Genomic DNA, 15,888 nt, shown 5'->3' with positions numbered 1-15,888 from the left:
TGTAGTTTTACACAATAAACACACCAAATGCTAACCTTGGGCCTGTTTTTTTAACCCAACCCCCTCCCATTTTTACTATCCGTTTACTTTTCTCTCCAGCTCATAATGTGAGCGTTATTCATCTGCCGTGCCGGAGAGCTGGCTCAATATTCCCGTATTTGCCAGCAGGCTTAGCCGCGCCGAGCGCCACTGGGCGATGGCCTCAATGCGTTGCTGCTGGGCGTCCGCCAGCGACGACTGGGCATTAAGCACCTCAAGAATATCCGCCACGCTGTTAGCGTAACGCCGCTTAGCCGAGGCCACAGAGGCCTGCGCGGCGTTCAGCAGCCGCTCGCTTGCCGTCAGCACACCCACCGCCGTTTTCGCATCGGCATAAGCCTTAACAACATCCGTCAGGATCTGCGTCGTGGTCTCTTCCATCTGCGCCTCGCTCTGCTCTGCCTGCGCACGCGCTTCCATAATTTTGTAGTTGCGGCTGAAGCCTTCAAACAGCGGGATCGAGACGGTAATACCGATATCCCTGCTGGTCTGGTTAATCGTTGACAGCCCCTGATTAGGGAAACCGTTTCTTGAGATATGCGCCGTCAGGTCGGCCGTGGGCAGCCCTTCCGAACGGGTCACGGTAATTTTTTCCCGATCGGCCAGCCATTTTGCACGCGCCTGCTGGATCGCCGGATGACGGGCTTCCGCCTCTTTCAGCCACCTGCCCAGCTCATGAATATCCGCAGGGATCACGCGCTCGGGCTGCGGGGGCAGGCTCACTGGCGTATTCAGATCGATGGCCATAGCCTGTTTCAGCAGCGCAAGATTCTTCAGATAATCTCCCTGCGCGCGCATCTTATTGAGTTCAGCTTTGGCCAGCGCTGTCGACGCCTGCAGCGTATCATCCTGTGATGACGCCCCCTTTTGCTCCCGCCGCTGTGCGACATCCAGCGTTTGCTGCGCCAGCTGAGAAATCTGTTCACGCGCGGTCATCACCGCCTGACTGGTGGCCACTTCAAACCAGGCCTGGATAACGGCAGCCATGGTTTTTTGTAATGAGGCATCATGACCGGCAATGGCGGAAAGCAGCATCTGATTGGCCTCTTCCCGGTTTGCCGCTCGCCCCCCAAAATCAAACAGGCGCCAGTTTAACGAGCCGTAATACTGGTTACCGGTGCTGCTCGTGCCGGGCTCCCGCGAACCGGACCCATAGGTCGTGGTATTACGCAGACGGCTAACAGAGCCGCTGATGGTCGGCAGATAGGCAGCACGAGCCTCGCCCAGCACGCCGCTCTGCGCTTTGATCTGTGCCCAGGTGGCGCGTATCTGCAGGTTATTACACAATGCGGTGTCCACCGCATCGCGCAGCTCCAGCGGCTGGCTGAAATCCACGGCGGCCATGCAGCTGACTTGGCTGGCATCAGGCAGCGTCACGCCCCCCTGAAGCTGCACCGGTTGTGCCCGCAACGGATCGTCAATCCAGGACTGTAGCCCCTCTCCCCATACCGGCAGAATGCACAGACACAGCGTAAAAAGCGGGGCTGAAAACCATTTATTAGCGTTCATTCAGACTCTCATGGGTATGTTGAATAAGGGGAGACAGGAAATAATCAATCACCCGCCGGCTGCCGGTTTTAATTTCAACAGAGGTGCTCATGCCCGGCCTGAGCGCCACCTCCCGGCCATCTATATCCATGATTTTGCGATCGAGCTGCACATGCACGGCGTACTGTGAGGTCTGCGGCCTCTGGGGCTCATTACCGCTGTCATCTGCGGGAGGGGGGGCAATATTATCGGTTCCGGCATTCATCGCATCGCGGGCAATATAGGTCACCACACCGTCAAGCATGCCGTATCTGGTGTAGTCGTAGGCTTCAATCTTCACGGCGACTCTTTGGCCCTGCTTTATGAAACCAATATCCTTGTTTTCCACGATAGCCTCGATCTCCACCCTGCTCTGCTCAGGCACGATCACCATCAGCGGGGTGGCGGCACTCACCACGCCACCGACGGTATGGGTCTTCAGTTGCTGGACGATGCCGTCAACCGGAGCATTAATCTGAAGCTGGGTTTTGTGTGCCGCTGCCCGTTGTATATCCTGCTGCGCTTCCTGCTGCTGCTTCATACCGGTGGTCAGCTCTTCTGCGGTGTTCTTGCGTGTTTCCGCCAGAAACGCCGCGCGCTGATGGCGGGCGTCCGCCAGCTTTCCCTGTAGCTCAATCCTGTCCTGCTCTTTTTCCTGCCAGGCGCTCACGGCAACATCATGATCCTTTGCCAGTTCTTTATAGTTCTGCGCACGCTGGCTGACGATGGGTAACTGCTGGCCGTAACGGGTAATCTCACCCTCAAGAGCCTGGAGTCTGCTGGTCACATTGAACCACTGACTTTCCAGCTGGTTACGGGCTTCTTCCACCCGGTCAGCCGCCAGTCCGTCGGCTCCACTCAACGGCTGTAGCCTGCCCGTATCAAGAGAGGCCAGTAGCGCCCGGGAGCGCAACACCTGGAGCGCGGCCATCTCCTGATCGACTTCCGCCCTTTTCTGCTCGTGTTCAATCATGCCGGAATCCAGCGTCAGCAGCGGCTCGCCTGCCTGCACCTTCTGCCCGTCGTGTACATAAATTTGCGTGACGCGCGCGGTTTCCACCGAGGCGATGGTTTTGGATCTTTCCGACGGAATGATTTTCCCGCTGGCAGACACGATGATGTCCACTTTGCCAATAAAGGCCCACAGGAACAGGAAAAGCACCATCGCCATCAGAATACGTGCGGTCCAGCGCGCCGTAGGCGAGACGGGCGAGAGCTGCAATGACAGGGCTGCCGGTAAAAACTCTGCTTCTTCGGCTTTCAGTGACGGAGGGGTGATGGCATTGCGCTGGCGCCAGAACCAGGAAAAATGTTTGCGGTAGTGCGCCAGCAGTTCACACCAGGCCGCATAGCGGTGTTTCAGGCTCATGATCCCCCTCCGTTACGGGTTCCTTGCTGCAACGAATACAAATGCGCATAGATGCCGCCAGATTTCTGATACAGCTCATCATGGCTACCCACCTCTGCAATCTGGCCTCTTTCCATCACGATAATCCGGTTAGCTTCACGCACGGCGGAGAGGCGGTGTGCGATGATCAACACCGTTCTGCCTTCACAGATGCGCCGCATATTGTCCTGGATAATTTTTTCCGACTCGTAGTCCAGCGCGCTGGTGGCTTCATCAAATATCAGGATGCGCGGGTTAGTGATGAGCGCCCTGGCAATGGCAATACGCTGACGCTGCCCGCCTGACAGGCCCGCCCCCTGCTCCCCGATAATCGTGTCGTAGCCTTCGGGTAATTCACAGATAAACTCATGTGCCCCCGCCAGTTTCGCCGCTTCAATAATGGTTTCGAGCGGCAGCGCAGGGTTAGCCAGCGCAATATTGGCGCGTACCGAACGGTTAAATAAGCTGTTTTCCTGCAGCACCACGCCAATCTGGTGGCGCAGTGAGGTGGTGTTAATCACCGCGAGATCGTGTCCGTCCAGCAGCACGCGCCCGCGATCGGGTATATACAGGCGCTGCACCAGTTTGGTCAGCGTGCTTTTTCCTGAGCCTGAACGGCCGACAATGCCAATCACTTCGCCAGGTTTAATCGCAATACTGACCTGACGCAGCACTTCTGAGGCGTCCGGCCGATAGCGGAAGGACACCTGGTCGAACTCAATCGCACCGTTAAGCCGCGGCAGGCGGGATTTCTGATCCATCACTTCCGGGTGGGCATTGAGAATGTCACCGAGGCGGCTCATGGAGATCCCCACCTGCTGGAAATCATTCCACAGCTGCGCCAGCCGCAGGATAGGCTGAGAAACCTGGCCGGAAAGCATATTGAAGGCCACCAGCGCGCCTACGGTCAGCTGATTATCAATCACCAGCCCGGCGCCCACCCACATGATGGCGGCCGTCACCAGCTTACTGATAAGCGTGATCCCCCCGCTGGCGATGGTGGAAATATTGGTCACGGACAGCCCTGATGTCACATACCCGGCCAGCTGTTCATCCCATTTTTTGACCCAGCGTGGCTCAACGGCCATCGCTTTAACGGTATCAATATTGCTGATGGTTTCCACAAGGAAAGACTGGTTTTCCGCCGATTTGTTGAACTTCTCATCCAGACGGCGGCGCAGTACGGGGGTGAAGACCACGGATAAAAAGATGTACAGCGGAATCGAGGCGATAACAATCAGCGTCAGCTTCACGCTGTAGCTGAACATCACCGCCAGGAAGACAAAGGAGAAAAGAATATCCATCACCACGGTGATGGCATTACCGGTCAGAAAAGCACGAATATTCTCCAGCTCCCGCACGCGCGCCACGGAATCCCCAACGCGACGGCTCTGGAAATAGGCTATGGGTAAATTAAGCATGTGGCGAAACAGCCGTGCACCCAGCTCCACATCAATCTTGCTGCTGGTATGGGCAAATACCCAGGTGCGGATCCCCGTCAGCATCGCTTCAAACAGGTTCGCCACAATCAGGCCAACGGCGACAACATGCAGGGTTTTCATCGCGTGGTTAACCAGCACTTTATCCATCACCACCTGGAAAAACAGCGGGGTGACCAGGGCAATTAATTGCAGAACAAGAGAGATAAGCAGGATTTCACCGAGAATGCGCCGATATTTTATCAGGGCGGGAATAAACCAGGTAAAGTCGAATTTTGCTAACGCGCCGCTGAAGTTCATTTTACTGGTGAAATAGATGATTTCGCCGGTCCACTGCACGAGAAGATCGGCAAGCGTAATAAATTCGGGTGGGTTCCCTTCGTGTTGAATCAGTAAACGCGGAGCGGCTTCCCCCCCGTCGGGGCGGGTTCCGGGGTCGTAACGGGCAATAATAAAGAAACGTCCGTCACGAAACTGAGCAATACCCGGCAAAGCGGCCTTATCGAGACGGCGGACATCCTGCTGTACAACTTTTGCTTTCAGCCCCAGGGATTGCGCAGCCATTAATATCGCCTGACGGCCAAAAACCGCTTGTCCATCTGGACGGGTGTCGAGGTGACCGGAAAACTGATGCTTAAGATTTTCTTTATCGACCGCAATCTGGTGAAATGCGCCAATAACCTGTAAACAGAAAAAACCGCTATCCATCATCTACCACCGATTCTAATTATTATCCACGCGCGTAGACCGTCAGCAGAATTGTTATTCCACAGAGAAATAATGACGGCGTACATTAATCGCTCAGATTGTTTAATGTAATTAATCCATTCCCTAAAGCTTTATCCAATTGACACTATTTGTATTAAACAGGAAAGATTGAGATCGACATTTCCAATAACGAAAACGGTTTTCTCATTTTGTAAAAAATTTAAATAACTATAACTTTTATCACTACTGGCGATTTACCCCATTCCGTTAACACGTTTTTACCTTATCCTCTTCGCGCAACAGGCTGACGGAGGAAGGAAAGAAGCCACCGAAAAGATAAAACCACATAAAATCATAAAGATGAAAACAAGCTTTGCTCTGACGCACTCCCTTATGAGTTGTTAATTTAATGCTAACGTAAAATTACACAATAACCACAAGAAAGCAAAGTGTAAGTAAATAAAACAAAAAATGAGGAGTAATCGGCAAAATACATAAGAAGTGTGAATATATTTAACGAATTATCCTGAAAAGATAGAGAAAACCAATAAGCATCGTTAATGCCCCTGAAAAAAACATTTCAATTCTTCAGCGAAAAAATCAGTTGCCAGCATGTTGCCATTTAATTAATCAACCGTTAATTTGAAGGTGATGTTATTTCACGACATCAACACCATTTAACCTGAATCAATTAATTTCGCATTTTTCATCTGCGGTGAATTTAACTGTTCAGGCTGCTAAAAAGATAACAGCGATTCTCAAGGGGTATTCTATGGCTTCCGCACAAGACGGCACGACTTCGCCGGATATTAACAATATTTCTGCCTGGACACAGGCAGATTACGCACTGCTGAACAGCGATATAATCCAGTCGCTAAGCAGCGCCCAGATTCAGCAAATGCAGCATCCTGACTGGATGCCCGCTTCTGCCGCTGCTGGGTTCACCGCTGAAAAATTAGCCGGAATTAATATCAGCCTCTCCTGGTTCAGCGCAGCCTGGCTCAACTATCTACCGCTGGCTACTTTCCAGGCGCTGGACAGCAGCCGTCTTGGCCAAATTGCCGCTGCGACCTGGGCGCAGATTGACAACGCCCATATAACCGCGCTTACGCCAACCCAGATTGGTATTGTTGGTCAACGCGCCGTTCTTAGCAGCGCCCAGTTTGCCCTGCTTGATCTGACTGCCGTATCACCCACCGCTATGGCGAGCTGGGGACAAAGTTCATGGGCCGGGACAACTGCCGCGCAGATGTCGCTGTTAACCAAAGCTCAGATTGATGCCATGCAGAATGCCACCTGGCTTCCACTCTCTGCGGTTTCCGGCATTCAGCCCTCGCAGGTACTGGTTTTCACCACTAACTACAGCCGCTTTAACGGCGCCTGGTTTAACCAGATGCGGCTGGATTCTTTCCAGGCTCTGGATAACAGTCGCCTGGCTCAGATTTCCGCAGCGACCTGGACGCAGATTGACAAGGCTCATTTCAGCGCCCTGAACGCCACGCAGATTAGTGTTATCAAACTTGATTTCTCCGCTATTGCCGTAGACTGGATTAGCAGCCTGACCCCGGAAGTTTTTCAGGGGCTCACCGCCACTCAGCTCGGCCAGCTTAATGCATCGGCCATTGCCGGTATCAGCGATAGTTGCCTCGGCACTCTTACCCCCATCCAGCTCACCGCATTACACGATCTGAGCCAGTTGAGCGCGCATCAGTTCAGCCTGCTCAACCTGTCTGCCATGTCAAACGCGCAGATTGCCGCCTGGACGCCCGACCAATATGCGACCATTACGCCTGCAGAATTCAGCAGCCTGACCACCGCACAGATTGGCGCCATGACCAATCCAGCCGCTCTGCCGCTAAATGTGGTCAGTGCCCTGACGGTCGCCCAGGTCAACGCCATTAACACCGATTTTTCTCTCCTGCCCGACAGCTGGCTCAACAGCCTGAGCACCACGGCCCTGCAGGGACTAACGCCGTATCAGTTCTCGCACCTGAGCAGCCTGACTCCGGCAGAAGTTAACAACATCACCAGCATTGCAGCCCTGAGCAGCGCCCAGTTCGGCCAGCTCAATCTCACCGGCCTGTCCACATCGGCGATCGCAGGCTGGGTTAAAAGTCAGTATGCAGGCCTGACAGCCCAACAAATCAGCTCTTTAAGCAATGCCCAGATCCACGCCATGCAGCACCCTGACTGGATGTCAGCCTCCGCCGCGCCAGGATTCACCGCTGAAAAGTTAGCCAGCCTTGCGATCAGTTTCTACTGGTTCTCTTCCGACTGGCTGAACAACCTGAATATTTCCACCTTCCAGTCGATGACGGCAACACAGCTGAACCAGATTAGCGCCTCCACCCTCTCGGCGGTGGATAACGCCCATCTGACGGCCCTGAGCGCCGCTCAGGTCGCCACCATGAACAACCTCGGCTCTCTGCCGCGCGGAAAATTCGGCATCCTTAATATTTCCGCCCTCTCAGCCAGCCAGCTTGGCTCCCTGACTCGCACCCAATACCAGGGGCTGACTCAGGCTCAGTTTAATACCCTTAATGCCACCCAGGTCCAGGCACTGACGCATCCGGAATGGCTACAGCCGGGACTGCTTAATAACCTGAGCTTAACGCAGTTTCAGTCAATGACCGCAGCCCAGTTTGCCGCCCTGACGCCTGCGGCAATCAGCAATCTGGATGCGGCTCATCTTGCCTGTTATGCCGGGGATTTAACCACTCTTAGCAATGATACGCTGCTTTCTATTGAGTCGCGTCTTACCGCTGCTCAGCGCAGTACGCTCACCGCCTCGCAGCAGAGTCTGGTGGCGCTTAACCAGAGCACAGAGCAGTCGTTAATTAGCAGCCTGAGCGATATGGGTCTGAAAAACATTATGCAGACCCTTGATGCCAGTAATGAATCCCTGTTCAGCTTCCGCTCGATTGAATCTGTGATGAAAGATTTTGCCGCTGAACTGACGGACGGTCTAACTGCCTCACAGTACAACGATCTGAAGATCTATCTGCAGGATATCGGGGCTGTACACGGGACAACTTCTTCGATCTATTCGCTGATCAACGGCATGGTCACAGGAGCGAACGGAGCTTCGGTTCAGTGGACTTCGCCTGTAGATGGGTCATTTACTCGCATTGGCAGTTTAAATGTGGATTCATCGGCAACGCAGTTTGGCCAGTTAATCACCACCTGGCTTGACGGTGCCGACGTGCCGGTCTCCTCTTCAACCGCCCATGTTGATGGTAGGCCGCTATTTGCCGACGGCATGCCGAGCATCAATGATATTCGTCAGGGAGGGATCGGCGATTGTTCCTATCTCTCCGCCCTCCAGGCCGTTGTCGATGCCGACCCCAATTTTATTAAATCGATGATCGTTCAGAACTCAAATGATACTTACAGCGTACGCTTCTTTAATAAAGGCGTTGCTACCTGGGTCAACGTTGACAGTAATGTGTGTAGCTATGGCGCAAGTATGGATACATCGAACTGGGTGGCGATTGCCGAACGGGCAAACGTGGCATTTGAATCCACCTACTGGGGGGAAAATAACAGTTACTCCAGCCTTCCAGGTCTCTTTGAAAAACTGCAAGCCATTACCGGTGACCAGATAACTCAATTCAGAGCGACCTATACCAGCGAAGAGACATGGAACACCACGGATTTTGAATTACTGAAAACAGCGGTACTGAATGGAGCCCCAGCGCAGCTTTCCAGCTGGGAGAACTCAACAGATCCCGTCACAGGGCAAACAAATTTCGTTGGGGGACATGCATTTGCGATTATCGGTTTTAATGAAGCCACCAATGATTTTATCCTCACTAACCCATGGGGAGCCTATCGTACTGACAACGTTGACGGAACCTTTGAAGCCTCGATGGATGAAATGTGGCAGCACGGCAATTTCAATACTTGCATTGGATTCGCTAATTCATATACCGCAAGTGGTGCAGCCGGGCAACTGGTGACGGCAATGGCTTCTGTCGCTCCGGCCCCCGCAGCCTCTTCACTCTCTTTAGTCTCTCAGACTACCAACACAAATACAGGGGTACTTGCCGTAGCCCATGCCTGATAGCTGAAAACGTATACACTCCGCACCTCGGTGCGGAGTATTGGCTTAAACACCGAGATAGCCTTTTTCATTACCCTCCCAGGGTTACATGCTGCCATTCCCCTGGACGTTTTATTGGCCGCCCCAAAAATTCAACTTTCTGTTGAATTTTTAACACTCAGTCGATATATTGCTTCGCTGAATAATTCAAATACACCACAACCATGCACAAACCTATTGAGCATTATCCCTCGACAAAACCTTATCCTTTTTCTGACGCGGTAAAAGCGGGAGGGTTTGTCTTTCTCTCTGGTCAGGTCTCGATGGACGATCGGGGCCTGCCTCTGTATGCCAGCGTTGAGGAGCAGACGCGCACCATTCTTTGCAATATTGAAAATGTTCTGGCCCGGGCGGAATGTTCCCTGGAAGATATTGTGCGGGTAAAAGTCTGGCTGTCGGATATGAAATATTTTGCGGCGTTTAATGAGGTTTACAGAACCTTCTTCCAGACTCATTTTCCAGCCCGCAGCCTGACCACCACCAACATCGCTTTTAATCTGGATGTGGAGATTGAAGTACAGGCGCTGGACCGTAGCCATAACGGAGCCTGACAATGGCATCAGAACACCAGAAAGAGCTTGATTTGCTGAGCAGCATTCTCGAAGCCGCTATGGATTCACTGGCGGCCACTCTCGCCGGTAATCATGAAATTGTTCTGCATAACCTGACCACGCCAGCCCATTCGGTACAGAAAATAATTAATGGTCACATTAGCGGGCGCAAACCCGGCGATAATCTGCTCTCCGGGCCCGACACCGATGCGGGTTTTGCCGGGTTAGTGCCGCAAAAGCCGAATACACCGCCCGTCACCATAAAAGACTATAAAACGACGACGGAATCGGGGAAGTTGCTCAGCAGCGCTTCAACACTTTTTTACAGCAGTAAGGGGGAACCACTGATGGCGTTTTGCGTCAATGTGGATACCTCCCCTTATGAACAGCTCCGCAAAGCCATTGATGTGATAAGCAGCAAAACAGAACCACAGAGTCAGGAACCGGAGCTGAGTCAGCTTATTGAGCAAACGATTCAGGACATTATTGACAGGCACTCGGTGAGCGGGAAGAAAATCCCGAAATCACAGCGGGTGAAAATAGTTTCTGAAATGCACGGTAAAGGTATTTTTAAGATGAAAGGTGGCATTCAGCAAGCCGCACAAACGCTGGGCGTAACTCGACACACTATTTATAACGATCTGGAGAGATTAAATGAAAAATAATCAGGCAGTCAGCGCTGAAAAAATTCCTTTTTATCAGGTGGATGCGTTTGCCGATCGGCCCTTCTCCGGAAACCCCGCGGCCGTCTGCCTGCTGGATAGCTGGCTCGATGACATTACGCTGCAAAATATCGCCCGCGAGAATAATCTTTCGGAAACCGCATTTGTGGTCCGCCAGGATGAAGATTTCGCGTTGCGCTGGTTCACCCCTGCCGTTGAGGTTGATCTTTGCGGCCATGCCACTCTTGCCGCCGCCGCGGTGCTTTTTTCTCTTCATGACTTTGCGGAACAGGAAATTCGTTTCTCTACCCGTAGCGGGATACTGAAGGTTAAATCCGATGGTGAGAATTACACGCTCGATTTCCCACTCGTTAATCCAGTCCCGATCTCAGCACCGGAAGGATTGCTCGCGGCGCTGGGATTAGAAGGCGAAGCCGCCGAGATTTGGCAGGCTTCTGATATTGTCGTCATCATCAAAGATGAAGAGCGGCTGGAGATGCTTTCACCTGATTACGCGGCGCTGGAAAAATTTGCAACCCGAGGTGTGGTGGTGACAGTGGCAGCGCAACATTATGATTTCCGTTCACGCTGGTTCGGACCGCAGGTCGGCGTAAATGAAGATCCGGTAACAGGATCGGCTCATACGTTTCTGGCCCCGCTCTGGGCAGATAAGCTGGGCAAAAAGCACTTGTGCGCACAGCAAGGCGGCCCGCGTAAGGGCAATATTGATTGCCATATAAAAGATAACGGCCGCGTTGAATTAACGGGTAAAGCCCGTCTGATGGTTGAAGGGTATTTTTTACTGTAGCCACGATTTATCCGTGCTTTGCCAGACAAACTCCCCTGTGTGTCGGGGAGTCGAAATAAGAATTAGCCGGGGTGCGCGATATCATCCCTTTAACCTGAGATGGCATGATGTTTGAAGACTGTGAAAAAAAATTATATCTCGTTGTGGACCGTAATAAAGATATCGCCTTGCTGATGAATGCTATTGCTCATATCAGTTCAGGGATCTTACTGAAAGAGAAAGACCTCAACTTTCATGATTATCAAAATCAGGAAAGCGGGCTTTGCGCCTATTTAAATAATTATCCGGTGATTATTTTACAGTCTAAGAATAGCAGCCAGCTAGCGACACTAGCGCTCAAATGCCAGGCGGCAGAAATATGTTATAACTTTTTTACCACCACCATGCTGGGAAGCTCTTCAGCGGAACAAATAAATTTAACGCGGCAAACTCCCCTGGAAAATTTAGATTTTGTTGCTCTGGCGGTCTATGGTGATACCGAACAGCTGAAACCGCTGATGAAAAAATTCTCGGTGTTTAAAGCGTAATTAACTTTTCAATAAGCGGGTGAAGGGGACATATACCCACACTGGCTATAATGATATTTAACCAGCAGAGGCAGAGCGGTTTCTGGTGTTAGCTGCCTCTTTCCCCGCAGGTCCCCTCTCCAGGTCTGGCTTAAATCGCTTACCGTTTGTTAATTAAATTAATGGCGCGTTAAACATTTTAACGTTTTTCACAACAGCAGAAAGGTTCGAATGTTAACAGCATTGATTTATTACATGCACCTTCAGTAATATTATTCCATTTTCATTGCTTGCCTCTCCCCTCTTATTTATCATAAGCAAGATTAGTAACATTGCTATTGCCTGTTAAAATCACACTGCAGCATTTTATAACAACATTTGGTTGTATATATTACATTTAAGTTACAAGGTAACTCTGAGTTAAAAAAATGAAAATTACAACAAATAAAGCAGTAACCATTTTAATGCTAATAATGCTCATTCCTTTTCTGTTTATCAGCATCTGCAGCTTTTTTTATATCCAGTACAATACCAATAAAACATTCGTTGAAACCCTGACCCGGGTCACTGAGAATGCCGCCCAGAGCAGCATTGAGCACCAGGTGCATGAAATCGAATTGTTGTTTCAGTCGATCGAAGGTAGCCTTGGGGGAGATAATATTGCGAAATTTATTGCCCCAACATACAACGAAATTAACACCCTGATCCCCGCAATTATCAACTCCTCCATTTTCTTCAAAGCAGGGTTGATTTCAGACACTCATGGTAATTTTAAAGTTTACCCCTCGACCATCAAACTGAATAATTTTAAGCCTACCAGTCGGTCGTGGTATCCGAAAGCCGGGATAAAGGATGAAATATTTTTTTCCCGGCCGTATACACCGGCAACGAAAAATGAGGATGACGATATCAAAATGGCGATTATCGTCAGCATGAATATATTCGATGACCACGCTGAGCATAAAGGAAACGTCGCTTTAAAACTCGACTTGAGAAGAATGAGCCGCATCCTGCATAACTTCGCCATCCCTTACAATGGTCAATTTAAAGTCGCAGCCAGAGATGGCAACGTGATTATGCATGCTAATTCAAATGAAATCTTTTCAAATAAGGTGCCTGATACCTGGATTGCGAAAGCGACTGAACACCACGGCCATTTTTTTGACCGCGAAACCAACAAATTTGTTTTCTATCGCACCTACAATAACCCCGACTGGGTTGCCTTTACCGTGGTCAGCTATGACTCTTATCATGATGTATTTTACGCGGCATACATTCTTCTGTTCTCGGTTATTGCCACCTGTTCAGTTTTATATTTAGTCATCATGCTATTATGCAGAATTTATTTTAAGAGGATGCTTAACATCTTGTTTATGAATATCCATGGCGTTGAAATGTCAGAAAATTTCGCCACGCTTGAAAATATTTCTGACAGCCTGATAAAGAAACAAAAAAAACTTGAAGCGGCCGAATTCCTTTCCACTACCGATAGCCTGACCGAGCTGGGTACGCGCCGAAAATTTGATGACGATATGTCGCGGCTCATCAAGAAAGGGCATCATTTCCATCTGGCAATTATCGATCTGGATAACTTCAAACTGATTAATGATACCTTTGGTCATAACAAAGGAGATATGGTGTTACAGTTTGTCAGCCAGTCAGGTATTAACATTGTCGCAAGCCATGGTTCGTTATACCGGTTTGGCGGAGAGGAAATTACGGTGCTGTTTCCTTACCTCAGTTACAAAGAGTGCCACGATATTTTAGAAGAGTGGCGGCTAAAGATTTGCGAACGAAAATGGCGTGAAGAAGGGCTGCATGCCTCCTTCAGCTGCGGCCTGGTGGCCTGGAAAGCAGAGGATACGGCTGAAGAGCTGCTTGAAAACGCCGATAAGCTACTTTATGTCGCCAAACATAATGGTAAAAATCAGATAGTCGGATGGGAAGAGGCTGCGCCTTCTTCACTCACTCCTGCCAGCTGAGTTATCACAGGTAATAAAAGCGACTGAAAGAGGCAGTCAACCGCATCAATAATGATATTGATAATCATTTGCTTTTAATGCTTATCAAATTCGAAAAATGTTGGTTTAATAGGCATCTGATTTTCAACGAGTGTGTTGGAGTGACATGATGTCCTCACGTTTTTCCGTGCTGGTGCGTATTCCTAAAGGTGTCTGGGTGCTGGGCGGTGTCAGCATGCTGATGGATATTTCCTCCGAAATGGTCCACAGCCTGCTGCCGCTATTTATGGCAACCACCTTAGGAGCCAGCGTCATTATCATTGGCTTAATTGAAGGTCTTGCTGAAGCAACTGCGTTAATCATCAGAGTTTTTTCAGGCGTGCTGAGCGATTACCTGGGAAAGCGCAAAGGGCTGGCCCTGCTGGGGTACGGTCTCGGGGCGCTGAGCAAGCCGCTGTTTGCAATAGCATCCAGCTCGGGGCTGGTATTTAGCGCCCGTATGCTCGACCGCGTGGGAAAAGGGATCCGTGGCGCTCCGCGAGACGCTCTGGTTGCCGATGTCACTCCGCCAGACATCCGCGGTGCCGCCTTTGGTCTGCGTCAGTCACTGGATACCATTGGCGCCTTTCTGGGGCCGCTCATCGCGGTTGCCCTGATGCTGCTGTGGCACGACGACTTCCGTGCGGTTTTCTGGGTCGCTGTGATCCCTGGCATACTGGCCCTGGGGTTACTGTTTTTTGGTCTCAAAGAGCCGCGTTCTCCCATCACACACAAGCGCAGTAATCCCATCAAACGAGAGAATCTGGCGCGTCTGGGGCGAACTTACTGGTGGGTTGTTGGGCTAGGTGGCGTATTCACCCTGGCCCGTTTCAGCGAGGCTTTTTTAGTCCTGCGGGCGCAGCAGATGGATATTCCGCTGGCGCTTATTCCCCTGGTAATGGTGGCAATGAACCTGATCTATGCCGTATCGGCCTACCCCTCAGGCAAGCTTTCCGACCGAATGAGCCACAGAACAATGCTGCAGGGCGGTTTATTAGTGCTGATTGTTGCCGATTTGGTACTGGCTCTGAGCACTCACTGGATAGGGATACTGGCGGGCGTGGCGCTGTGGGGACTCCATATGGGGATGACACAGGGCCTGCTGGCGGCCATGATTGCCGGTAGCACACCGACGGATTTACGCGGCACGGCATTTGGCATGTTTAGCCTGGTGAGCGGCGTTGCTTTGCTGCTGGCAAGCCTGGGGGCCGGTATTTTATGGGAAACGCTCGGCGCGGCATCAACCTTTTATGCCGGCGCTATTATCTGCCTGGTAACGCTGTGTGGCATGCGTTTAGCCCCGGCATCCTGCCTGAAACCTTAGAGTAAACGCCGCTAAAGCAACTCAGAGTCAACTGCTTCACATAGGGAAGCAGTTTTTCATTTCAAGTTTGATTCACTTCGCGATTATGGTTCCGAGCTAATTATTCCACTTTGCCCTTTGCTGGTTGGCCAGTTTAATTTCGGAATCGGACATATTGCCATTATTCATAGCCGCAGCTACTGTTCTGTAAACGGGTACACAAAAGGAAATAACCATGTTTAAACCTCGCAATAGCACCGCCGTTTTGGTCACGCTGCTCTCACTCTCCTTGTTCGCCACTCCGGTGCTGGCAAATCCCGGAAACGGTAATGGCAACGGCAATAGCAATGGAGGGGGCGGCGGCAATCATAAAAACAGTAGCCACCATGGCAATAATCAGAAGAACGTAGAGAAAAAAAGTAACGCTTCAGGCGGGCAACGTAAAAACTACGGTAAACCGGACCGTGTCGACTCGGATATCAGCTTCGATACCGCTCGCCATCTGGCCGTCAATTATGGCCTGACGGGTTATCAGTCTCTGCCACCGGGTATTGCAAAAAATCTGGCGCGGGGAAAACCTCTTCCTCCGGGGATTGCGAAAAAGACAGTGCCAGCGTCGATGCTGAACCAGTTACCCTATTATCCGGGGTATGAATGGAAGATCGTGGGCGATGATTTAGTGTTAATCGCGCTCAGCACCGCCATAGTGACATCCATCATAAATGGCGTTTTTGACTGACGCAGGCTCGTGTTACAAAAATTTTCGGTCGGCATTATATTGCGCCAGAAATTAGGCGTAAGCCCCACCGAATATATAAATTGAGCGCCTGTGCCAATGGCCGCAAATACCCATGCT

At 51.0% G+C, this 15,888-nt stretch carries 11 protein-coding genes; 8 read left to right on the top strand and 3 right to left on the bottom strand.

The features are described from left to right. Positions 1–114: 114 nt before the first annotated feature. From EHN07_RS03720 to EHN07_RS03710, 3 genes are read right to left on the bottom strand one after another with little or no spacing between them, the layout of a single operon-like run. On the bottom strand, positions 115–1,548 hold the full coding sequence (locus tag EHN07_RS03720; RefSeq protein WP_208646974.1) for a TolC family protein: 1,434 nt from the start codon (positions 1,546–1,548) through the stop codon (positions 115–117). Further along, the gene (locus EHN07_RS03715; RefSeq protein ID WP_124022851.1) at positions 1,538–2,935 is read right to left on the bottom strand and encodes a beta-barrel domain-containing protein; all 1,398 of its coding nucleotides are present in this window, start codon (positions 2,933–2,935) and stop codon (positions 1,538–1,540) included. The genes EHN07_RS03720 and EHN07_RS03715 overlap by 11 nt, the downstream gene beginning before the upstream one ends. Then, the gene (locus EHN07_RS03710; RefSeq protein WP_208646973.1) at positions 2,932–5,103 is read right to left on the bottom strand and encodes a type I secretion system permease/ATPase; all 2,172 of its coding nucleotides are present in this window, start codon (positions 5,101–5,103) and stop codon (positions 2,932–2,934) included. The genes EHN07_RS03715 and EHN07_RS03710 overlap by 4 nt, the downstream gene beginning before the upstream one ends. Positions 5,104–5,872: 769 nt before the next feature. Between EHN07_RS03710 and EHN07_RS03705 the strand changes: the two genes are divergently transcribed. The 8 genes from EHN07_RS03705 (at position 5,873) to EHN07_RS03670 (ending at position 15,771) form a co-directional block, all read left to right on the top strand. Further along, the gene (locus EHN07_RS03705; protein ID WP_124022850.1) at positions 5,873–9,163 is read left to right on the top strand and encodes a C2 family cysteine protease; all 3,291 of its coding nucleotides are present in this window, start codon (positions 5,873–5,875) and stop codon (positions 9,161–9,163) included. A gap of 203 nt (positions 9,164–9,366) precedes the next feature. Continuing rightward, positions 9,367–9,753: a RidA family protein gene (locus EHN07_RS03700; RefSeq protein ID WP_124022849.1), complete on the top strand. Its 387-nt coding sequence runs from the start codon at positions 9,367–9,369 to the stop codon at positions 9,751–9,753. A gap of 2 nt (positions 9,754–9,755) precedes the next feature. Then, entirely contained in the window at positions 9,756–10,418 is a 663-nt protein-coding gene (locus EHN07_RS03695) for a helix-turn-helix transcriptional regulator (RefSeq protein WP_124022848.1), read from the top strand. Beyond that, on the top strand, positions 10,408–11,223 hold the full coding sequence (locus EHN07_RS03690; RefSeq protein WP_124022847.1) for a PhzF family phenazine biosynthesis protein: 816 nt from the start codon (positions 10,408–10,410) through the stop codon (positions 11,221–11,223). The genes EHN07_RS03695 and EHN07_RS03690 overlap by 11 nt, the downstream gene beginning before the upstream one ends. Before the next feature lie 104 nt (positions 11,224–11,327). After that, a complete protein-coding gene (locus EHN07_RS03685; protein WP_244202342.1) occupies positions 11,328–11,750 on the top strand; it encodes a DUF2000 family protein in 423 nt (140 codons plus the stop codon). 407 nt (positions 11,751–12,157) lie between these two features. Continuing rightward, complete coding sequence (locus EHN07_RS03680; protein ID WP_124022846.1) at positions 12,158–13,711, top strand: sensor domain-containing diguanylate cyclase; 1,554 nt, start codon at positions 12,158–12,160, stop codon at positions 13,709–13,711. 148 nt (positions 13,712–13,859) lie between these two features. Continuing rightward, the gene (locus tag EHN07_RS03675; RefSeq protein ID WP_124022891.1) at positions 13,860–15,053 is read left to right on the top strand and encodes an MFS transporter; all 1,194 of its coding nucleotides are present in this window, start codon (positions 13,860–13,862) and stop codon (positions 15,051–15,053) included. A gap of 214 nt (positions 15,054–15,267) precedes the next feature. Next, positions 15,268–15,771: an anti-virulence regulator CigR family protein gene (locus tag EHN07_RS03670; protein WP_124022845.1), complete on the top strand. Its 504-nt coding sequence runs from the start codon at positions 15,268–15,270 to the stop codon at positions 15,769–15,771. Positions 15,772–15,888 lie beyond the last annotated feature (117 nt).

It is taken from the genome of Buttiauxella warmboldiae (assembly GCF_003818135.1).
GTDB lineage: Bacteria > Pseudomonadota > Gammaproteobacteria > Enterobacterales > Enterobacteriaceae > Buttiauxella > Buttiauxella warmboldiae.
The sequence above is the reverse complement of the archived record's forward strand: the minus strand, read 5'-3'. Positions and strand labels throughout refer to the sequence as shown.